This window comes from Chryseolinea sp. T2 (assembly GCF_037203685.1).
Lineage (GTDB): Bacteria > Bacteroidota > Bacteroidia > Cytophagales > Cyclobacteriaceae > Chryseolinea.
In genome coordinates this window covers 202,870-224,613 of record NZ_JBBCAU010000008.1, presented here as the reverse complement: position 1 = coordinate 224,613, position 21,744 = coordinate 202,870, and the positions used below count along the sequence as shown (strand labels likewise).

The 21,744-nt window shown below is 47.0% G+C and carries 19 protein-coding genes and 1 riboswitch; of the genes, 13 read left to right on the top strand and 6 right to left on the bottom strand.

Features of this window, described 5'->3' with window-relative positions; all coding sequences use genetic code 11:
* Positions 1-76: 76 nt before the first annotated feature.
* Positions 77-874 (bottom strand): anti-sigma factor, encoded by a 798-nt coding sequence (locus tag WBG78_RS24125; RefSeq protein WP_337329075.1) that lies wholly within the window; start codon positions 872-874, stop codon positions 77-79.
* Positions 871-1,371, bottom strand: a complete 501-nt coding sequence (locus WBG78_RS24120) for an RNA polymerase sigma factor (RefSeq protein WP_337329074.1) — start codon at positions 1,369-1,371, stop codon at positions 871-873. Before WBG78_RS24120 ends, WBG78_RS24125 begins: the two co-directional genes overlap by 4 nt.
* 392 nt (positions 1,372-1,763) lie before the next feature.
* Here WBG78_RS24120 and WBG78_RS24115 point away from each other — a divergent pair, with 392 nt between their 5' ends.
* The 3 genes from WBG78_RS24115 (at position 1,764) to WBG78_RS24105 (ending at position 3,551) form a co-directional block, all read left to right on the top strand.
* On the top strand, positions 1,764-2,486 hold the full coding sequence (locus WBG78_RS24115; protein WP_337329073.1) for a ferritin-like domain-containing protein: 723 nt from the start codon (positions 1,764-1,766) through the stop codon (positions 2,484-2,486).
* 18 nt (positions 2,487-2,504) lie between these two features.
* Positions 2,505-3,290 carry a ferritin-like domain-containing protein gene (locus WBG78_RS24110; protein ID WP_337329072.1) on the top strand — a complete coding sequence of 262 codons (786 nt, stop codon included), beginning with the start codon at positions 2,505-2,507 and terminating at the stop codon, positions 3,288-3,290.
* An 84-nt stretch (positions 3,291-3,374) separates the two neighbouring features.
* A complete protein-coding gene (locus tag WBG78_RS24105; RefSeq protein ID WP_337329071.1) occupies positions 3,375-3,551 on the top strand; it encodes a Sec-independent protein translocase subunit TatA/TatB in 177 nt (58 codons plus the stop codon).
* A gap of 4 nt (positions 3,552-3,555) precedes the next feature.
* Here the strand turns inward: WBG78_RS24105 and WBG78_RS24100 are convergent, their stop codons facing one another.
* The gene (locus WBG78_RS24100; protein WP_337329070.1) at positions 3,556-4,332 is read right to left on the bottom strand and encodes a class I SAM-dependent methyltransferase; all 777 of its coding nucleotides are present in this window, start codon (positions 4,330-4,332) and stop codon (positions 3,556-3,558) included.
* Between the two features lie 84 nt (positions 4,333-4,416).
* Here WBG78_RS24100 and WBG78_RS24095 point away from each other — a divergent pair, with 84 nt between their 5' ends.
* The 4 genes from WBG78_RS24095 (at position 4,417) to WBG78_RS24080 (ending at position 10,263) form a co-directional block, all read left to right on the top strand.
* Positions 4,417-5,604: a GWxTD domain-containing protein gene (locus WBG78_RS24095; RefSeq protein WP_337329069.1), complete on the top strand. Its 1,188-nt coding sequence runs from the start codon at positions 4,417-4,419 to the stop codon at positions 5,602-5,604.
* Positions 5,605-5,614: 10 nt separating this feature from the next.
* Positions 5,615-6,298 (top strand): 16S rRNA (cytidine(1402)-2'-O)-methyltransferase, encoded by a 684-nt coding sequence (gene rsmI, locus WBG78_RS24090; RefSeq protein ID WP_337329068.1) that lies wholly within the window; start codon positions 5,615-5,617, stop codon positions 6,296-6,298.
* 267 nt (positions 6,299-6,565) lie between these two features.
* Positions 6,566-7,375 carry an inositol monophosphatase family protein gene (locus WBG78_RS24085; protein WP_337329067.1) on the top strand — a complete coding sequence of 270 codons (810 nt, stop codon included), beginning with the start codon at positions 6,566-6,568 and terminating at the stop codon, positions 7,373-7,375.
* Positions 7,376-7,452: 77 nt separating this feature from the next.
* Positions 7,453-10,263 carry a M16 family metallopeptidase gene (locus tag WBG78_RS24080; protein ID WP_337329066.1) on the top strand — a complete coding sequence of 937 codons (2,811 nt, stop codon included), beginning with the start codon at positions 7,453-7,455 and terminating at the stop codon, positions 10,261-10,263.
* 218 nt (positions 10,264-10,481) lie between these two features.
* Here WBG78_RS24080 and WBG78_RS24075 read toward each other — a convergent pair whose 3' ends face one another.
* Positions 10,482-11,243, bottom strand: coding sequence for an arylamine N-acetyltransferase family protein (locus WBG78_RS24075; RefSeq protein ID WP_337329065.1), 762 nt, complete (start codon positions 11,241-11,243; stop codon positions 10,482-10,484).
* Positions 11,244-11,283: 40 nt separating this feature from the next.
* Here WBG78_RS24075 and WBG78_RS24070 point away from each other — a divergent pair, with 40 nt between their 5' ends.
* Positions 11,284-12,330, top strand: coding sequence for an NAD(P)-dependent alcohol dehydrogenase (locus WBG78_RS24070; RefSeq protein ID WP_337329064.1), 1,047 nt, complete (start codon positions 11,284-11,286; stop codon positions 12,328-12,330).
* A 138-nt stretch (positions 12,331-12,468) separates the two neighbouring features.
* Here WBG78_RS24070 and lpdA read toward each other — a convergent pair whose 3' ends face one another.
* Positions 12,469-13,860 (bottom strand): dihydrolipoyl dehydrogenase, encoded by a 1,392-nt coding sequence (gene lpdA / locus WBG78_RS24065; RefSeq protein WP_337329063.1) that lies wholly within the window; start codon positions 13,858-13,860, stop codon positions 12,469-12,471.
* A gap of 180 nt (positions 13,861-14,040) precedes the next feature.
* Here lpdA and fabG point away from each other — a divergent pair, with 180 nt between their 5' ends.
* From fabG to WBG78_RS24040, 5 genes are all read left to right on the top strand, one after another.
* Positions 14,041-14,787 (top strand): 3-oxoacyl-[acyl-carrier-protein] reductase, encoded by a 747-nt coding sequence (gene fabG, locus WBG78_RS24060; protein ID WP_337329062.1) that lies wholly within the window; start codon positions 14,041-14,043, stop codon positions 14,785-14,787.
* Positions 14,788-15,169: 382 nt separating this feature from the next.
* Positions 15,170-15,275: riboswitch (SAM riboswitch) on the top strand.
* Between the two features lie 10 nt (positions 15,276-15,285).
* Positions 15,286-15,429 carry a hypothetical protein gene (locus tag WBG78_RS24055; protein ID WP_337329061.1) on the top strand — a complete coding sequence of 48 codons (144 nt, stop codon included), beginning with the start codon at positions 15,286-15,288 and terminating at the stop codon, positions 15,427-15,429.
* A 149-nt stretch (positions 15,430-15,578) separates the two neighbouring features.
* Positions 15,579-16,901: an O-acetylhomoserine aminocarboxypropyltransferase/cysteine synthase family protein gene (locus WBG78_RS24050; protein WP_337329060.1), complete on the top strand. Its 1,323-nt coding sequence runs from the start codon at positions 15,579-15,581 to the stop codon at positions 16,899-16,901.
* Between the two features lie 27 nt (positions 16,902-16,928).
* On the top strand, positions 16,929-17,981 hold the full coding sequence (locus WBG78_RS24045) for a homoserine O-acetyltransferase family protein (protein ID WP_337329059.1): 1,053 nt from the start codon (positions 16,929-16,931) through the stop codon (positions 17,979-17,981).
* A 24-nt stretch (positions 17,982-18,005) separates the two neighbouring features.
* A complete protein-coding gene (locus tag WBG78_RS24040; protein WP_337329058.1) occupies positions 18,006-19,268 on the top strand; it encodes a homoserine dehydrogenase in 1,263 nt (420 codons plus the stop codon).
* A gap of 19 nt (positions 19,269-19,287) precedes the next feature.
* Here WBG78_RS24040 and WBG78_RS24035 read toward each other — a convergent pair whose 3' ends face one another.
* Entirely contained in the window at positions 19,288-21,642 is a 2,355-nt protein-coding gene (locus tag WBG78_RS24035) for an ABC transporter permease (RefSeq protein WP_337329057.1), read from the bottom strand.
* Positions 21,643-21,744: the final 102 nt, after the last annotated feature.

Genomic DNA, 21,744 nt, shown 5'->3' with positions numbered 1-21,744 from the left:
CGGGGCAAGGATTAAGTCACTGGTCGGAAGATATATACCAATGTAAGCTTTCCACGTTAGTAGAACGTTTTTCGCTTCAGCCTTCGATGACGTTCCCCGCCACTTGCATGGTCTGGAGCGTAGGCGCTGTCTTTCCACCTTTCGGCTCGATAGTGACCGCGAAAGTGGTGGCGCCTGGTTTCACATCCTTCATCCGGAGAAGCCGCCCTTTGGTGAGATCAAATACGCCGGCGTCAACGGGCTTGCCGTCAATAATCGCCCAAAGCTGGTATTGATTCTCGGCACTAAGCTCTTTCATTTCCTGAATGCTGAGGTATACTTCTTTAGAGGTCTCATTCCAGTATACTGAAGCCAGTGCCGAAGGTGCCTGTTCAGTTCCTTTCAGCACGACCCTCCTGAATGCCGGATTGTTGATGATTTTGATATCGGTCTCCAGCCTGTCGAGGCGTTCATTCACTGTATTGTAATTATCAGCTACCTGCTGATTTTGTGCTATGAGATCGGTGAGCTCGCGCTGGGAGTCTTTCCATTTTCCTCTATAATCGAAAGCAAACCAGGATGCCACCAGGGCAATGAATACAGCTGCCGCGGCCACCCAACGGTAATTGATTACTTCCTCACTTTTCAATGGCACAATTTTACCGGTCGATGGCTTCTGAATTTGAGTAAGTAATTTCTGTCGCGTTGATGGCTTCGGTTGAATTGCCATTTGTTGAAGGAGTGCCTCATGGGTATCTTCAATGGCTTTAAGTTCCGACCGAAGTTGAGGATAGCGAACAAGGTTCTGCTCTACTTCGGCGATTTCTGCCGCCGACAGTTGTCCCTGCACGTATGCTTCCAGTACACCCGACGCTATGTATGCTTCGATGTTCACTTGACCAAAAGGTTTCTTAGTAATTGCATGGCGAGGCGCATTCGGGTTTTTACAGTCCCTAAAGGTAAATTGAATTCCTCCGAAATTTCTGACTGCGTGTAACCCCTCAGGTAATGCTTCTCGATTACAAATTGTTGTTCTTCGGGAAGTTTATGGAGGAGATCGCTAAGGCCAATAGCCTCCACTCCCAGTTCGATGTGGTCATCCGCATCAATCCTATTTACGAACTTTCCAATGTTACCAGTTTGCTTGTCCTTGCTAAATTCTTTGGATCGTGTTTTATCGATTGCCTGATTGCGGGCAATGTTAACCATCCACGTAAAGAGTTTTCCCTTCTCCCGATCGTACGACCCGATGCGGTCCCAGATCTTGAGGAAGACATCCTGTAGTACCTCCTCGGCCATTTCCTCCTTTTGTACTATTCGTACGATCACACCCAGAAGTGCACCTGCGTAGCTGTCGTAGAGATAAGCAAACGCATTCTGATCGCGACTCATGAGTGCCGCGACAAGCGAATCCTCTCCGGTATGTTTGTACGTAGTAGAGATACCTGGTGGTTAATTCACGAATGTATCAAAAAAACAATGGCTATTGATCTTTCATCGCGTAAAGAAAATGTTGTCTCAAAAGAGATCCAGGCAGTGACAATCTTCGTAGCGCTTACTTAACGAGTTCGTTGCGAATACCTGGAGTGCGTGCAGGATTCTACTTCATTTTGAAATTTGATCGTATTTGCAATTCATGCGCATATATACACCGTTGCGAAAAGTGTAGAGAATATTGCCCGTAAAAAGAATAATAGATTTTCGTAATGCAGTGAAATCCGGATTGGTCAATCTGTTCGTAGTTGAATTAAACTAATGACGAATCAACTTAAACCAATTCAGTTATGAATAAGACCCAATCAAAGAGTCATGATTCGATAAGTGACTTTGAAAAGAGAATCATGAGCCCGATGCGCCGCGGCAGATTTTTAAAATACCTGGGCGCGTCAACCGCGGTATCTGCAATTATTGTTTCCGGATGTGACGACGATGATGATGCTCCTTCCATGAACGCATCAGCAGTCGATCTGGGAAGCGGCGATATAGGCATTCTAAACTATGCCTATTTGCTTGAACAACTCGAAGCGGCCTTTTATGAGATGGCAGTGTCGACACCATATTCGGGTATCAGTGCAGCCGAAACATCGATTCTTACGGACATCCGAGATCACGAAAAAGCTCACCGCGACTTCTTTAAGGCGGCACTTGGTTCAAGTGCCATCACCACTGTGGAGTTTGATTTTTCCTCTATCGACTTCAACAGTCGCGCCAGTGTGTTGGGCACCGCCAAAGTCTTTGAAGACCTGGGTGTCTCTGCGTACAATGGTGCAGGGAAACTGCTTGTCAAGGGCGAATATCTGTTACTTGCCGGCAAAATTGTTTCCGTTGAGGCACGGCACGCATCCGCCATCCGGGACCTCCTCAATCCCTTTACAGCCGACTATGCCGGCGATGATGTGATTGCTGTGGCTAACGGACTTGATCTCGCGAAGAGTCCCGCAGAAGTATTATCCGCTGCGGGATCATTCGTAAAGAACACCGTAAACTTTGACAAGCTACCCTCTTAACCTTAACTACAATACATTATGAATCTGCTTAAAATAATATCAGATATTGGAAAGGTAGACCCTGAAGTCTACGAGAAACTGAGTTCACGGCGCGCTATGTTCAAGCATCTGTCGGGAAATGGGGTGAAGCTTGCCGCAGCTGCTGTACCTTTTCTTTTTGGCGCTGCGCTCAACAAAGCATATGCTCAATCATCGGCCGTGCCTGACATTCTAAACTATGCATTGACTTTGGAATACCTTGAAGATGAGTTTTATCGATCCGGTCTTGATGCAGCTGGTTTGATTCCGGAAAACAGAAGAATGATTTTTCAACAGATCAGCAAGCATGAAAGCGCACACGTTGCGTTTCTGAAGTCTGTGTTGATGCAATTGTCAGCTACCCCAGTTTCGAAACCCGAGTTCGATTTCACGGCCGGTGGTAAGTTCGCCGATGTATTTACAAACTATCAGACATTCCTTGCCTTGTCGCAGGCGTTTGAGGATACCGGCGTTAGGGCATACAAGGGTCGCGCAGGTGAGTTGTTAGGTAACGCAACAGTTCTAACGGCTGCATTGCAGATCCATTCCGTTGAAGCGCGACATGCGAGCATGGTCAGGAGACTTCGTGCAGAAAAAGGTTGGATTACCGGTAACAGCAACAGTGGATTACCGGCCGCTATTTATGCAGGTGAGGACAATGTGATGCAGGGCGGAGCAAGTATTACAGGCCTAGGCTATTCAGCTGCTGCCGCAACAGAGGCGTTTGATGAACCTTTGACTCCAGACGAGGTACTGGCAATTGCCGGTGGATTTATAGTGGCGTAAGTTGGTAAGTGGGTAATGATGCCGGGCCGGTTAGTTACGCTTCCGGCCCGCATCATTCGATTTAACCTTTAATACATAAACGAAATGGATACGATTAACCTATTATTTCTAAGCGGCGTTGGTTTCCAGGAGATCCTCCTTATTGCACTGTTTGTGCTTGTGTTTTTTGGAGCCGGGAAGATCCCGGAATTCATGAAGGGACTTGGGAAGGGTGTAAAGGAATTTAAAGACGGCGTCGGGGGTAAAGAAAAAGCTGAATAGTCTGCTACTTGCTCACTATCAGAAACAAATCCAAAGCATCGGTTGCATCATCAACAACAATATAGTCACTGTGGTGGATTCCCGATACCAGTTTGTTGTCGGTAGATTGAAGTTTATTCCGGTTCCACCGGTTGAGCAACTCATAGGGTATGCGCAAAACAGATGCCGGCAGGCGATGCTGAAGATCCAGAATATCGAAACGGGTAAAACGCCGTACTGATCGTCTGTTTTCTTCGTAATACGCCATCACTTTATTGTTTCCCGTGATTCCCTTCATCGTTACTTTGGGAAACACACGTGCCGCCAGGGCCGTTAACTCTTCGGCAAGGTATTCGCGGACATGCCATGGGTTCCGTGTTAGTGACATTTTTCGGTTTGGGGTGGTGATCAGCGCAGTGCCACCGGGTTTCAGCACGCGATGAATCTCTTTCAGATACCCAAGATCATCGTCAATGTGTTCAATAACCTGAAAGCTGAGAACAACGTCATAAACATTGTCCATCAATCCTCCGAAGGGAGGGATGTTCATGCTTATAAACGTGGAATTGCCATACTTTTTCCTCAATACTGCCAGCGCGGATTCGATCTTGTCTACGGCCGTATATTGAGTAGCCCGCGGCAGAATAACCGGTATGCCACGTCCTTCGCCGCATCCCACCTCGAGTACGTTTCCATGAATGTGCGGTTCTGATGCAACATAAGCCTTGAACAATCGTTGATGTATCGGATTGTCCGAAACAAGCTCCTCACTGGTGATTTCCGTCGTGTATACCTTTGACATCGGCACAAAAATAGTGATTTTAGCCCCACGCGGTACATACCCGATCGGACGCGAGTCGAATTGTTAAACTGAGGAAAGCCATACATGTTAAAGAATTTCAGGACTGCATTCAGTCTTGCCATCATAATAGTAGCGGTTAGTCTGACGCCGGCATTGAGTCAGGCTTTACGGGATATCAATTACAGCTATCTCTATGATCCGGACGAGCCGTTTGTGCTGACGGTCAAGCCAATCCGGGGGCAGGACGGATGGGCTGTACACTTTTCTCTTGTGCTTCAGGATACGTCGCAGACAGCGGATCAATACGCGATGTCCTGGGACATCCGGACCTCACTGGAAGAAAAGTCCGGAACGACCATCACAACTGATGCCATTCAGAAACACATTACACGAACGCGCGTCGAAGGAACAGTAAAGGTACCGTTGTCTACGGCGACGCAATACGTGTCCCTGAGAATTCTAAACAATCGGGTTAAGCGGGTGTGGATACATTACAAAGCATTGCTTCCGAATTATCCATCAAATGGCTATCTGATTTCGGAAGGGAAAGCGGTGCAGGTTCCGTTTGCCCATGCTGGAAAGCCATTGCAGCTGGCAGGCATAGCTGAGACGAGCGTTGTATCTTATTACAATGACGATTTCCCGGCGGCGGTTCCTCCCTTTTCGGAGGGAATGTCAAGGGTGTCGCGCAGTATGGTGGCCGACTCAACGTACAACATCCAGGTAAACGCAACGGTTACTTTCACAAAACGCGGGCTCTACCTGGTACAGAAGGACACGAGCAGCAGCGAAGGCTTTGCTTTTCGGATTGAAGACGATTATCCACGGCTTGCCCGAATTGAAAGTCTGGCTGATCCCTTGATATACATCTGCACGAAGCAGGAATTTGTTCGGGTAAAGGAAGCCAAGGGCGACAAGAAGGCTTTTGATAAGATCATTCTCGGCATTACCGGAAGCTCTCAACGCGCAAAAGACTTTATGCGCAATTACTACAAGCGGGTGGAATGGGCGAACGCATACTTCACTTCGTATAAAGAAGGCTGGAAAACCGACCGGGGGATGATCTATATACTATTTGGTCTTCCTGATGAGCTGTACCGTTTTTCTGATCGCGAGGTGTGGACTTATAAGAACCAGTTTCTAAACGCAACCTTCAACTTTGTTCGTTCACAGACACTTTTTGATCCGGATAACTTTGTATTGATCCGCGATAAAAAATATCAGGATACCTGGTACGAAAAGATCGATCTCTGGAGGAATTCGCGTTTTTAAAATAAAGGCGATGCAGGAAAAGACAGTCCTCTACCTGGTGCCGACGCCTATTGGTAATCTGGCAGACATAACTCTTCGTGCCCTGGATATTCTCAAGTCTGTTGATGTGGTACTGGCAGAGGACACACGCACGTCCGGATTTCTGTTAAAGCATTACGACATTAGAAAGCCTCTGCAGTCGTTTCACAATTTCAACGAGCATAAGGTTCTTGGGGCGTTGATCAAGCGCATGCAGGATGGTGAAGTGATGGCTCTTGTTTCCGATGCGGGCACTCCGGGTATTTCTGACCCGGGATTTTTGCTGACGCGAGAGGCGCTCAAGGCCGGATTGACTATCGAATGTCTTCCAGGCCCAACAGCCTTCGTTCCAGCTTTGGTAAAGTCTGGACTGCCGTCTGATCGTTTCATATTTGAAGGTTTCCTTCCTCATAAAAAAGGTCGTCAAACTGCTTTGAAAACACTCGCACACGAGACACGGACGATGATCTTTTATGAATCGCCCTATCGGCTTCAAAAGACACTGGAACAATTCGCGGAATACTTTGGGGCTGACAGAATTGTTTCAGTTTCAAGGGAACTAACGAAGCTTTATGAAGAAACAAAGACCGGACCCGTTTCAGAATTGCTCCAGTACTTCACTGAAAAGGAAGCAAAAGGCGAAATTGTAATTGTCGTTGCCGGCAGACCTGAATAATTCCTCATACATTGACCGATGGATGAGCGATCTTTCGCAGTCTGTGTTAACAGCGGCAGTAAAAGAATTTCCAGATGGCTGCCTGAGGTTCCTGATCGATCGCTATCTTCACTTTTCCGACGGGTTTATGATCCGTCGCAGGGCATGTGAGTTTAAGTGTGGCGTGGCTTTTTGCACGGAAGGAACTGTTTGAAAAAGTTAATACTGTGCCCGGGCCTTTGATGGTTTGGAGTGTGAAGTGTAAATGGAGTTATAAGGATTTGAGAGATGAAAGTTGATCTTAAAATTGCCATGAGTAATGTAATTGAAGTATGCACTGAAGTGGCAGACTTCATTTACACCGAAGGAACAAACTTCGACAGGGGCCGAATAGAACAAAAGACAAGTTTTAATAACCTTGTTTCGTATGTCGACAAAGAGGCGGAGCAACGGCTTGTGCGTGTTCTCAAAAACGTCATACCCAATGCAGGTTTTATCACGGAAGAAGGAACAGTTGAGCAATCAAAGAGCAATGAATACAACTGGATCATTGACCCGCTCGATGGCACCACGAATTTTCTGCACGGTCTTCCGATTTATTCCATTAGTGTTGGATTGACGAGAAACAACGTACCCATTCTTGGAGTAGTTTATCACGTCGTCCGCAACGAATGTTTTCATGCTATTGAAGACGACAACGCTTATTGCAATGGTCGGATCATCCACGTGTCGAAGATTCCTACGCTGCAGGAAAGTCTTTTGGCAACCGGATTCCCTTATTATCATTCAGAAAAAAAGGACCCGTACCTGGACATCATAAAAGACTTTTTAGAAAAGTCTCACGGCATAAGGCGGTTGGGAAGTGCGGCAATTGATTTGGCGTACGTTGCCTGCGGGCGCCTTGAGGGCTATTTCGAATATAATCTCAATGCCTGGGATGTTGCCGCGGGACTTGTGCTGGTTCGCCAGGCAGGAGGAAAAGTAACCGACTTCAAAGGTGGCGACAACTGCCTTTTCGGAGGCGAGCTATGCGCCTCCAACAGTCATATTCAGTCAGAAATGCTGTCAGTTGTTCAGGGGCAGTGGAACAGGAAATAGATGTAACAATTCCTTGCCGCCAGGGCAAAGCTGTTACCCAATAATACTACGTTGCAATCACCTTTTAAACCAACTCAATGATGTTGAAAAGATTAAGTCTTTTAATGCTCATCTTTTTGGGCTTTCATGTTCAGGCACAGGACAATCTGAACGACAAGCTCCCAGTCGAGGATCGCCTTAAGATGGGCAAGCTATCCAATGGCATGACCTATTACATCCAGAAAAATTCGCGTCCCGAAAAGAAAGTGGAGTTGCGTCTCGTTGTCAATGCAGGCTCCATTCTTGAGGATGATGATCAACAGGGGTTGGCCCACTTTACCGAGCACATGGCTTTCAATGGCTCTGCTCATTTCAAAAAGAATGAACTGGTATCATTTCTCCAAACCATAGGCGTAGAGTTTGGTGCCGACCTCAATGCTTACACAGGCTTTGATGAAACGGTCTACATTCTTCCTATACCAACTGAGAAAAAGGAGAACGTTGAAAAAGGTTTCCAGATCCTCGAAGACTGGGCAAGCACCGTAGCCTTTGAAGGTGCCGAGATAGATAAAGAGCGGGGTGTTGTTTTAGAGGAATCGCGTCGGGGCAAAGGTGCAGAAGACAGGATGTTCCGCGTGGTGTATCCCAAAATGTTCGAGGGATCTCTTTACGCCAACAGAATACCGATCGGCAAGGATGATATCCTGAAGAATTTCAAGTATGATGTCATCAAACGTTTTTACAAGGACTGGTATCGGCCTGACCTGATGGCCGTAATTGTAATTGGAGATATGGACGTTGCCGAATCAGAGAAACTTGTCAGGCAGCATTTTGAAAAATTGAAGAACCCGGCTAAACCACGTCCGAGAAAACTAGCCGACGTACCGGGTCGTACTAAGTCGGAAGGCATTGTGGTGTTGGATAAGGAAGCCACTAATCATGTGGTTGAAATTGACTATGGCTATAAGAAATCCGACGAGCAGGTAACCGTCGGTGACTATCGCCAGCTGCTTGTGAGACTGCTCTTCACTTCAATGCTCAGCCAACGCATGCAGGAGCTGACTCAGAAAGCAGATCCACCATTTCTTTTTGGCGGAAGCAATATTGGTGGATGGGCCAGAGGCTTCGAAGAGTTTCAGTCATTCGCTTATGTGGGAACCCGCGGTGTTGAACCGGCAATTCAGGCGTTGGTTCAGGAAAATGAGCGGGCAAGAAAGTTTGGTTTCACTGCCGGCGAATTGGATCGTATAAAGAAAGGGCTGATGAAAAACATTGAGCGCAGCTACAACGAGCGTGATAAAACTGAATCGTCACAAATTGCAGAAGAGTACATCAGAAACTTCCTCACGAAGGAGCCCATCCCAGGCATCTCCAATGAATACAATTACTATAAGAAATATCTTGAAGGTATCACACTTGAGGAGCTGAATGCTTACACAGCGAAAACCATTCCAGCACCTGATGCAAAGAAACTGGTGAGCTTTACCGGACCAGAGCAGGCACAATTTAAAATTCCTTCGAATGCAGAGCTTCTGGCAATAACGGAAGCTGCAGGTAAGGCTGAAGTGACTCCCTATGAAGAGAAGGCTGTTGCAAGTTCCATCATGGAGACTCCTCCAAAGGCCGGGTCAATTACAGGCGAAAAAGAAAACAAAGAACTGGGCACTTCGGAGCTGACGTTGTCTAATGGCGTTAAAGTGATTTTGAAGCCAACAGATTTCAAGAATGACCAGGTTGTCATGATGGGTTCACGATTTGGAGGACAGTACCTCTACGATCCGAAAGACCGTTTTAACGCTGAGTTCGCCTCAACGGTTGTCTCACAAATGGGTGTTGCTCAGTTCGCACCTCTTGATCTGCGTAAAGTGCTTGCGGGCAAAACTGCTAACGTTGCTCCACGCTTAAGCACAATCGCCGAGACTGTAAACGGAGGAAGTAGTGCCGTTGATGTCGAGACGATGCTTCAACTTACATACCTGTACTTCACGCAGCCCAGAAAAGACGATGAGTTGTTCAAGTCCTTCATAACGAAACAGTCTGACCTCTATCGCAACATGGCGGCCGATCCACAGTTCACTTTCCAGGACTCAATCATCTCGACGCTATACAAGAAACAGCCGTGGGCACCAAAACTTCCCAAACCTGAGAACTTCGCACAAATCAATGAAGACCGTGCACTCGAGATTTACAAGGAACGCTTTGGCAATGCCAATGGCTTCACTTTTGTACTGGTAGGAAAGTTTGATCTCAATGCGATAAAGCCACTGGTTGCAACTTATCTCGGCGCGCTTCCATCTTCACAGACAAAGAGTACCTTCAGGGATGTCGGACTTCGTCCGGTGAAAGGAGTAGTAAAGAAGGTGATCAACAAGGGCACTGAAGACAAGAGCTTCATCAGGATGTTCTGGAATGGAGAAGCACCGTATTCGGAAGCTGAATTGTTAAAGATCCAGGCGCTGGCCGACATACTCAATATCAAAATCATTGAATCGCTGCGTGAGGATCTGGGGGGCATTTACAGTGGCGGTATGTATGGCAACCTGAGCAAGAATCCTTACAACAATTATTCATTGGGTATTTCGCTGCCTTGTGGTCCTGAGAATGTTGACAAGCTCATTAAAGCAGCTCATGCCGAGATTGAAAAGATCAAAGCCAATGGTCCTGTGGCTGCCGACATGGAAAAGATTAAAGAGACCTGGAAGCAACAGTATCAGGTAAACATCAAGGACAATTCATTCTGGGCAAAACAATTGCTGGCCAGTGTAGAAACTGGATCGACAGGTGGAGAGTTAGTCAGTTATGAGAAGCGTGTTGCAGCCCTAACAGCCAATGAGGTGAAGGAGGCTGCAAAGAAATATCTCGACATGAAGAACTACGTTGAAGTCGTTCTGAATCCGGAAAAGAAATAGTATACCGCTCAAAGGCCGCTTTAAAAACAAGCCGGGCTCGCAATCCCGCCAAATCGGCAAAAAGGGTTGAACCCTTCAAAAACGATAAACAACCGAAGAGTACTACCTCTTCGGTTTTTTTTTGAGCTAATCTTGAGTTAAAGCTTTGACTGTGGTCTATGAGTCTGGCTGTCTAATACACTTCTCATTATTAATTCCGTCGCTTTCATTAGGCGACATCATGCATCTCCGCGGATTACGATACCAAACTTATCTTTCAGCAACTCTCTCAAGTTTTCGTCTCCCTCAACAGGTGTAATCATCCTTAGCTCTCCACGCTTTTCAACCAGCTTGTCGTTAAAAATCGTAACGCGGCCAGTCGCCGTTGGTTTCGTGCAGATGACATTCTGAACAAAGTATGAGTTCGGATTTGTTTGCTTGTCGAGGCAGGGGGAGTCAAAACAATGCGCCTGAACAACGGACAGGCTGAACGTATACCTTTTCGCGTAGACGATATTATCAGGCGACATGGAAAGAATGTAATTGTCGCTGTCCTTTTGTTCAATTCTGAAGTAGTTTCGTCCGTCGTATTGAATGCCCTCTTTGATCTCAAGCGGCGTGACAAAAAGATCACCATACCCTACATCCAACAGAAAGTCCTTTTCTGCTTTTACGGATATCGACATATGGTCGAATGGCGGGCCGAGATCTCCTTGCTCGTTGAAAATACGCGCTGCTATTATCCGGCTTGTGAAGCCAATACACTGCAACAATGAGTTAAACAATAGATTTTGTTCATAGCAAAATCCACCGCGATGTTCAACAACGATCTTCTGATACAATCTCAAAAGGTCCAGATCGAATTTTCGCTTGTAGTAAACATCGAGGTTTTCAAATGGAACCTGAAACACGTGTTGCCTGTGAAGATTCATCAGCGTATCCCCGGAAAGATCCATTGCTCCATTGTACCCGATTCGTTTCAGATATTTTTCCTTGTCCATAACAGTCGTTGTAATTTAATGAAAGTCGGACGTCCTGATTATGAAGATAAGCGCAACATTCAACGGAATCATTTTACAGGCTTCGTGCGTATATATGAATCGAAAGCATAACCCAGTGAAAGCAGCAGTATATCATAAATACGGATCGTGGGATCAGTTTCACCTTGAAGAGGTGCCTGAACCAACGGTGAAGGATGGCCATGTGCTGGTAAAAATCAAAGCGTCGTCGATTAACTCATGGGACGCTGACATGCTGAAAGGTGATACCTGGATAATCCGTGCACTGAACGGATTCTTTAAACCCCGTCACACGATTTTGGGCGCAGATATCGCGGGAGTAGTAGAAGAAGTTGGAAAAGATGTGCAACGCTTCCGTGCCGGCGATGAAGTATATGGCGACATTGCCGAAGCACACTTTGGTGGGTTTGCCGAATATGGTGTTGTGCCTGAGAAACTTCTTGCTGCTAAGCCGACAAATGTTTCATTTACAGAAGCCGCCTCGCTGCCTCAGGCTGCATTGCTGGCTATACAAGGCCTGCGTTTTTACGGCGACATTTGCAAGGGGCAAAAGATACTGATTAATGGCGCTGGTGGTGGAGTAGGAACGCTGGCGCTTCAGTATGCAAAAGCAAAGGGAACAGATGTCACTTGTGTCGATCGTCGGGAAAAATTTAGTACACTGCAAAGTTTCGGCGCTGATCGCTTGATCGATTTCACAACGACCGACTATACGAAGACAGGCATTCAATATGACAAGATATTGGATGTTATTGCACACCGCCGTACCGCTGACTACAAACGGGTCCTTAACCCCGACGGCGTGTTTGCAATGATTGGTGGATCCATGGGTGGATTGTTATTTCGAATGATGGCAGTTGAACCATTGTTATCCCGTTCCCGAAAAATGAAATTGGGAATTATGCCTTATCACGCAGGTAATACTAACCTTGAAGTGATCACGCAGTTGATTGAAGGAGGTACATTGAAGCCAGTTATTGATAGCACTTATCCTCTCACCAAAGTGTCTGACGCCTTCCGCCATTTCATATCCGGCAACTTCTGCGGGAAGATTGTTATAGAAGTTTGAAACGAACGGCATGCTGGTCAGGAGTGGCTCACGCCTGCTTTAATGAGAAGGCAATCAGATGCTTCTTAAAATTCAGATGCTTTTAAATAAGAAAGGCTCCTGCAATGGAGCCTTTCGATATTACAATTTGCAGTATTTCTACAGGTGTATTACTTCACCATAAGCGGCGGCGGCCGCTTCCATAATTGCTTCACTCATTGTAGGGTGTGGATGTACAGATTTGATGATCTCGTGACCAGTTGTTTCCAGCTTACGCGCGACAACTACTTCGGCAATCATTTCCGTAACATTCGCGCCGATGAAGTGAGCTCCCAGCCATTCACCATACTTGGCATCAAAGATCACCTTAACAAATCCATCCGGAGCACCTGCGGCCTTCGCCTTACCTGATGCACTGAATGGGAATTTACCAACTTTGATTTCATAGCCGGCTTTCTTAGCAGCCTCTTCAGTATAACCCACAGAAGCGATCTCCGGTGAGCAATAGGTACAGCCAGGAAGGTTGTTATAGTTCAAAGGTTCAGGATTCTGACCTGCTATCTTTTCAACGCAAATGATGCCTTCCGCTGATGCCACGTGGGCAAGTGCAGGGCCTTTCACGATATCACCGATGGCATATACGCCCGACACATTGGTTTTATAAAAGTCGTCGACGATAACTTTACCTTTTTCTGTCTTCACGCCCACATCTTCAAGTCCTATTCCTTCAATGTTCGTAGATACTCCCACCGCAGAGAGGACGATATCGCTTTCGATCTTGATCTCGCCATCCGGAGTCTTCACCGTGGAAACACATCCTGCACCAGAAGTGTCGACCTTGGTGACCTCGCTGTTCACATAGATCTTCATTCCCGCTTTCTTGAAAGACTTATCAAGTGCTTTCGACACTTCTTCGTCTTCTACAGGAACGATGCGAGGGAGGAATTCAACGATCGTTACTTCGACACCGATCGTGGCATAGAAGTAAGCGAACTCCACGCCTATCGCGCCGGAGCCCACGACGAGCATTTTCTTCGGAAGTTTATCGAGAACCATGGCCTCGCGATAGCCAATGATCTTCTTGCCATCGATCTTCATGGCAGGCAGTTCACGTGATCTTCCCCCAGTAGCAACGATGATGTTCTTAGCTTCGTAGTCGGACTTCTTTCCTGTGCTGTCGGTCACTTCCACTTTTCCGCCCTTTTTGAGTTTACCGGTTCCGGCGATGTGATCGATCTTGTTTTTCTTAAACAGGAACTGAATGCCTTTGCTCATGCCGGCAGCTACATCACGGCTGCGTTTCACCATACCGTTGAGGTCAGCCTTGAAATCCTTTGCTTCGATACCGTAGTCGGATGCGTGTTTAAGATATTCAAATACACTCGCACTTTTGAGGAGCGCTTTCGTAGGGATACATCCCCAGTTCAAACAAATACCTCCCAACTCGGCCTTCTCCACGACACCGACCTTCATGCCTAACTGGGAAGCGCGTATGGCAGCAACGTATCCACCGGGGCCACTCCCGATCACGATCATATCATATTTCGACATAGCAATGGATTTAGAATTCGTCGCCAAATATAAAGCCCAGATCGCGCTTTCAAAATCTTTTGAAGTCCGGGCCGGAAGTCTGCAAGCGATAGCAACCTTGAATTCTGGCAGATTTACCTATTTTTGAAAAATTAACGGATCACTAAACCCCTCAGCCTGCCGTGGGCTGCAGCAGATGTTATGAAATTATTAGCGGGAAAAACGGCGCTGATCACTGGCGCCTCAAAAGGAATAGGTAGGGCGATCGCCATGCAGTATGCGGAACATGGTGCCAATGTGGCATTTACTTATTTGTCGAGCGTTGAACAAGGTCAGGCACTGGAGGCAGAACTTTCGTCGAAGGGGGGTAAGGCCAAAGGGTACCGGTCTGATGCTTCTGACTTTGCACAAGCGGAAAAACTGGTCAGCGACGTTATTGCCGATTTTGGCTCGCTCGATATCCTGATCAACAATGCGGGTATAACTCAGGACACCTTATTACTCCGTATGTCGGAAGAAATGTGGGATAAAGTCATTGCTGTGAACCTGAAGTCGTGCTTTAATACTGTAAAGGCCGCCACTAAGCAGATGATGAAACAAAAGAGTGGCTCGATCATTAACATGACTTCAGTAGTCGGTATAAAAGGAAACGCCGGACAAGCAAACTACGCCGCGTCGAAGGCGGGCATTATCGGTTTCACAAAATCAGTAGCCCTCGAGTTAGGTTCGCGCGGCATCAGATCAAATGCCATTGCTCCGGGATTCATTGAAACCGAAATGACAGCAAAGCTTGATGAGAAGACTGTGCAGGGCTGGCGCGAGGCGATACCTATGAAGCGTGGTGGACAACCGGATGATGTAGCTAATGCCTGTGTGTTCCTGGGATCGGATATGTCGTCTTACATCAGCGGCCAGGTGCTGCAGGTTGATGGGGCGATGCTGACTTAGAGCCCGGGAACGAATTGATAATTGATAATTGACAATTGATAATTTTGGAGGGGCTTTCGCCCCTTTTTTGTTCTCGGACTCTCATTGGATTAACCAGCGGTTATTGCGCACTCGGTTGTCCGGTGTTCTGTCCCTTTAGGTCAGCAGAATCGAAAAGGAATAAAACGATTGAACTGCCTGCTGATCAAGGCAAAGGCATTCCTCACCCTATGAGCCCAAGCCCCGGCAGGGGCTCCATAATTATCAATTATCAATTGTCAATTATCAATTAGCCGCTAACGTCCGTACGTCAGTGGAAATTATTTTGTGTCATCCCTTGGAAACCAAACCCCTACCCTCTACGTTTGTGATCTCAAAGTCGAATAAGCACACCCGCTTTATCGATTTATAAAGAAGCGTGGAGAGACGGGCTCTAAGAAACGCTAGCAACCTCCTGAAACTCAGTAAGGTGCTAAATCCTGATCCGCCAAAAGCGGAAAATATAAATTGGTTAATACAATGAAAAACATCATTAGTATCATTGCTCGGACTACGGGCCTGGAAGGAATCGGTGCTTATTTCAACGACGCCATCCACATTATTATTCAGAACATCAACGGAGCGCGCAGCATGCGTTATTGCATGTGTTGTTGCCCTGCATGATGTTGCTGCCAACCGACCGGTTTCCGATCCCAGCAACACGTTAGCTTATGACCCTGCCAGGTGACAGGCAGCTCAGGTTACGGCTAATCCCCGCACAAAAACATTCCAATTAAACTACATCAAAAACTCTCACTAAAACATTTAATGCCATGTCTAATCTTCATTTTGAAACCCTTCAGATTCACGCTGGTCAGGAAATCGATCCAACAACACGTTCACGCGCAGTACCGATTTATCAGACCACATCATATACATTCAAGGACTCAGAACACGGTGCCAATCTTTTCGCACTGAAAGAATTCGGAAACATCTACACGCGGATTATGAATCCGACTACCGATGTATTCGAAAAGAGAATCGCTGCTCTTGAAGGTGGCGTTGCTGCTCTCGCCACAGGTTCAGGTCAGGCTGCACAGTTCCTCGCTCTCAATAACATTTTGCAAACGGGAGAGAATTTTGTTTCCACTTCGTTCCTGTACGGCGGTACATACAATCAGTTCAAGGTTGCCTTCAAACGTCTCGGCATAGAAGCGCGATTTGCAAAAGGCGACAATGCACAGGACTTCGAAAAACTTATCGACAGCAAAACGAAGGCGATCTATCTCGAAACCATAGGCAACCCGGAATTCAACATTCCTGATTTCGAAGCCATCGCCGCACTGGCAAAGAAGAAGGATATTCCATTGATTGTCGACAATACATTTGGTGCTGCTGGTTTCCTCTTCAGACCAATTGAACACGGAGCCAACGTAGTTGTTGAATCCGCTACGAAGTGGATCGGTGGCCACGGTACGACTATTGGCGGCGTCATCGTTGATGGTGGTAACTATAATTGGGGCAATGGCAAGTTTCCTCAGTTCACGGAGCCTTCAGAAGGTTATCACGGTCTGAAATTCTGGGATGTGTTTGGTTATAACAATCCTCTGGGACTGCCAAACATTGCATTCATCATTCGTGCTCGTGTAGAAGGCCTGCGCGATTTCGGTCCTTCATTGAGTCCATTCAATTCATTCCTGCTGCTTCAGGGTCTCGAAACTTTGTCATTGCGCGTACAGCGCTCTGTTGATAATGCTCTTGCCCTTGCGCAGTGGCTTGAGAAGCACGACCTCGTTGAAAAAGTAAACTATCCTGGCCTGGAAAGCAGTCCTTACAATAAACTTGCTAAGAAGTATCTGCGCAACGGCTTCGGTGGAGTACTATCGTTTGCAGTACGGGGTACAAAGCAAAACACAACCAAACTGGTCGATAATCTGAAACTCGTAAGCCATTTGGCCAACGTTGGGGACGCAAAAACACTGATCATTCAGCCGTCTGCCACAACCCATCAACAATTGAGCGAAGAGGAGCAGATTGCTTCTGGTGTTCTGCCTAACTTGTTAAGAATCTCCGCCGGTATTGAACACATCGACGATATCAAAGCAGATCTTCAACAGGCATTTGAGAAAGTTTTCGAAGGTGAGTTGGTAAGCTGACAAAGCTTATCAGCGAATAAACAAGCAATGGAAAAACACGATCACACATTTCATTATCAGGGAAAATTCGAGCTGGAAGCCGGAGGTTCGCTTCAGGGCTTCCAGCTTAAATACACTACGCTGGGAAAATTCAATGCCGAGAAATCGAATGTTATTTGGATTTGCCATGCGCTAACGGGCAGTCCTGATTTTACAGACTGGTGGAGCGGACTGTTCGACGAAGGACGGTTCTTCGATCCCAGTCAGTACTTCATCATCTGTGCAAATGCGCTTGGGGGTTGCTATGGATCAACCGGGCACCTTTCATTAAACCCCGCGACCGGCAAACCGTATTTTCATTCATTCCCGACTCTTACCAATCGCGATGTTGTGCGCGCCTTTGATCTGCTTCGCCAGGAGCTTCAAATCGAACAGGTACACACGTTGATCGGTGGTTCTCTGGGGGGCCAGCAGGTATTGGAATGGGCAATCGAACAGCCGGAAGTATTTCAACACATCATCCCGATTGCCACAAATGCTTCGCATTCTCCCTGGGGAATCGCGTTCAATGAAGCACAAAGAATGGCAATCGAGGCTGATGCCACCTGGAAGCAAAATGATTTGCGTGCAGGTTCTGAGGGACTCAAAGCTGCCCGCGCAATAGGGATGCTTTCTTACCGGTTCTACGACACCTATGGTCAAACTCAGGGTGAGAAGAACAACGATAAACTCGAAGAGTTTCGTGCCTCGACCTATCAACGATATCAGGGACAGAAGCTCGCCAATCGCTTTAATGCTTTCACCTACTATGGACTTTCCAGGATGATGGATAGCCATAACGTTGGCAGGAAGCGCAACGGGGTTGAAAACGCTCTTCGCTCGATCAAAGCAAAGGCGCTGATCGTTGGTATCGACAGTGATATTCTCTTTCCGCTTGGCGAACAGCGTTATCTCGCTGAGACCATACCTAATGCCCGCCTCGAGATTATGAGCTCACTATACGGTCATGATGGTTTCCTTGTCGAATTCGAGCAACTAAGTAATCACATCAGAAAGTTCTTCCAGGAAGATCTCGTGAGTGTTGAAATAAAACGAAAATAATTTCTTACTGATACCACCACAATTATGTCATTGACTAATAACGTTCCACAGGCGCCCCACACAGTTCACAAGCATCTTAAGCTGGGTTTGTTCGGTTTTGGTTGCGTGGGCCAGGGTCTCTATCATGTACTTGAGGAAACGCCTGGGATCAAGGCTGAGATAAAACGGATCTGTGTGAAGCATCGGGGTAAGGCAAGACCGCTTTCAGAAGATCTCTTCACTTTCGAAGCTGCAGATATTCTCAACGACCCGGACATTGATGTTGTGGTGGAACTCATTGACGATGCCGATGCTGCCTTCGCGATTGTGAAGAGCGCACTCGAAAACGGAAAGGCCGTGGTAACGGCAAACAAAAAAATGCTGGCGGAGCACCTCGAAGAGATATATCGTCTGCAACAACAATACGGCAAGCCTGTATTGTATGAAGGATCGGTATGTGGAAGCATTCCCATCATTCGCAATCTGGAAGAATACTACGACAACGATCTTCTTACGGGTATCGAAGGAATTTTCAACGGATCAACAAACTACATTCTCACAAAAGTATTTGATGAACGCAGTAGCTATGCTGAGGCCTTGAAGAAGGCTCAGGAGCTTGGCTTTGCTGAATCAGATCCAAGTCTCGATGTGAAAGGCTTTGACCCTAAGTTCAAGCTTGTTGTCGCCATCGCCCATACGTTTGGTGTGTTCATAAAGCCGGAGGATGTCATCAACATTGGCATCGACCGGATCTCTGACCTCGACCTGAAGTTTGCGCGCGAGAACGGCTACGGTATTAAACTGATCGCGCGCGCATTCAAGCTGGAGAATCGTGTGTATGGCTTCGTGGCACCACAATTTGTTGAAACTATACATCCTTTGTATGCTGTGAGAAACGAATACAATGCTGTGCAGGTGCAGAGTGCTTTCGCAGAGCAACAGTTATTTGTTGGCAAGGGTGCAGGAAGTTATCCCACCGGCTCTGCTGTCCTCTCTGATATCTCAGCTCTCACATACGACTATCGTTACGAATACAAGAAGTTGCATCAGCTTCACGACTTACAGTTTTCGAACAAGCTGACTGTCGAAGCCTTTGTAAGCTTTACTGAAGCAAACAAGATTGCCATCAGCGACTTTGAAGAGTTCCAGTCAGGTTACGCGGCCAATGGCACACAATACATGGTTGGAAAAGTGTCACTGGAAAAGCTTGCAGCATGGTCGAAGCAGGACGGCATTGGAATCATCCTTGCACCGAATGCCAAGCTGACTCCGTCGCGCCAGGACAAGAAAGCTCTGACAGTTGCCTAAATCGGGCGACCGTAAGATGCTATTCTGAACGCAGCCCTCGGGCGGGATTCATGCGCGCTATTTTGATCGCTTGGGTGCCGGCCGTGATCCAGCAGAAGCAAACGGCCACAGCTGAACCTGCAACAAAGTACCACCACGTCAGGTCTACGCGCAGTTTGAACGCATCAAGCCAGTCGCTTATTATAAAATAGGCGACGGGTACTGCGATAGCTACAGCAGCAAGCAGAGGAATTGCAAAATCTCGGGTCATCAGAAACACGATATCAAGTTCGCTCGATCCAAGAGTTTTTCGTATTCCCATCTCTTTGGTTCTTCGCTCTGCCGTATATGATGCGAGGCCCAGAACACCGAGGCATGAAAGAAGCACAGCAATTAAGGTGAAATATTTCGCCAGCACTTCTACGCGCTTCTCGGCAGCATACTGTGCCTGGAAATCGTCGTTGAGGAACCTAAGATCAAGTGGCGTGTTACCCATTATCGAAGCATAATACCGTTCCAGGCTCCGAACCGTTTGCTGCGGCCGCGACGTGTCTATACGCAACATCACTGTGTTGGTACGTTCGGGGTTGTAGATAAAGAACAGAGGCGCAATCTCCGAATAGAGAGTTTCGAAGTGGAAATTTTTTGCCACTCCGATAATTTCGCGCTCTGCACCCCAAAGTCTGACCGTTTTTCCAACTGGATTGTCGAGCCCCATCGCTTCAATGGCTGCACTATTGAAGATGATACCCCCATGAGTTGCAACCTCTTCATTCGAAAAGGATTTGCCATCTGCCAACTCTATGTTGAGGACTTCGAGCAACCTGTCGTCTACCCGCCGATATTGCATCAACGTTTCTACCGAAGCCTCCTTTCCTGTCCACACGATATCTGAGGTGCTGTTGCGCTGGCCAAGAAATCCCCACCAGATCGCAGACGCCTCCTTGACCCCGTCGACTTTCCGCAGTCCATCCAGAAATGCCTGCTGATGCGTTTTGATCTGATCATCCATTTCAAAGTACACCACACCTTCCCGCGCGTATCCCATGTTCCCATTTTGAATCAGGCTCATCTGGTTGTAAACAACCATCACTGAAATCACAAATATGATCGACAATGAAAACTGCAGTACGACAAGGCCTTTTCTTACTACTAGTGATCTGTTAGACGTTCTAAGATTACCACGAAATATAACGGTCGGGTTGAACGCCGACAGATAGAATGCCGGGTAAAGACCGGACAACAATGCAGTAATCACGGTGACGACAATACACCCATAAACAAACCAGCTTTCAAATGTCAGCGAAAGTTGTTTATGAGTCAGTAGATTGAACGACGGCAGAAGCATGCGCACAGCAATCAGGGCAACGAGAAGCGCCGCACCTGATACCACCAATGATTCCAAAAGGTATTGAACAGTTAATGATGCTCTGCTTACCCCAAAGCTCTTTTTAACACCGACTTCTTTAAGGCGCTCTGTAGCTCTTGCGGTCGCCAGGTTAGCGAAATTTACACAAGCAATAACGAGGATCGCCAGGGCGATTACCGAAAACAGTTGCACGTACTGGATACGTCCTCCAGCACGGACACCATTGCTGTAGTTGCCATGGAGGTAACGTTCGGAGAATCGCTCCAGAAAAATCTGTTGATGAGTTCGGCCGGAATGGTGGGAATAGAAATCAGTAATCTTTTGATTAAGTATCTGCACATCCACATCCTTTCGAAGCCGTACATACACCGACGGCCAGTTGTTGTTCCACGTGTTTTTGAAGTTCGACTGCTGAGCGAACATTTTGCGAAAGGGCAAAGCAAAATCAAATCGCCGGGATGAATTCGCAGGAAAATCAAAGAGGCCCGCAACCATCATTTCCGCCTTTCCATCCAAAGTGACTGTTTGTCCGACAACGTCGACTGATGATCCGAATAGTGCCTTAGCGAGCTCAGTAGAAAGGACAATGTTGTTCTCATGCTGTAACAAAGAACTATCCTTCGTCTCATCAATGCCCAGCGAAAACAGTTCAAAATATCCGGGATCGACATATGCGCCATCAGCTTTCAAAGATTTGTCATGGTACGCGATGGCAGTTTTTACGGGAAGTATTGCCTCCGTAACAGCTGTTTCAATATCCGGAAGTTCTTTCGCTAAAGCATCCGCAAGTACAGGCGGCATTTCTGTGGTAACATGGATGCCTCCATTTTCTGCACTGCGCAGCATTACCTGGAAAAGTGTTTCGTCGTGGTCATTGAAGGTATCCATCCGATATTCATCACGAATCCATAGGAATACGAGAATCGCTGAAGCCAGGCCGATGGACAGCCCAAACACATTAATGATAAACGCTCCCCTGAAGCGGAGAAGATTGCGTGCTGCCAATCGAAAATAGTGAGTAAACATTGACGACCTTTTTCACAACACCACCAAGGGCTATGCCACTCGGTCAAATAGCCAGAATAAGGTCATAGGAGAATGTGCTGCGCAAAATATGTACGCTAACGC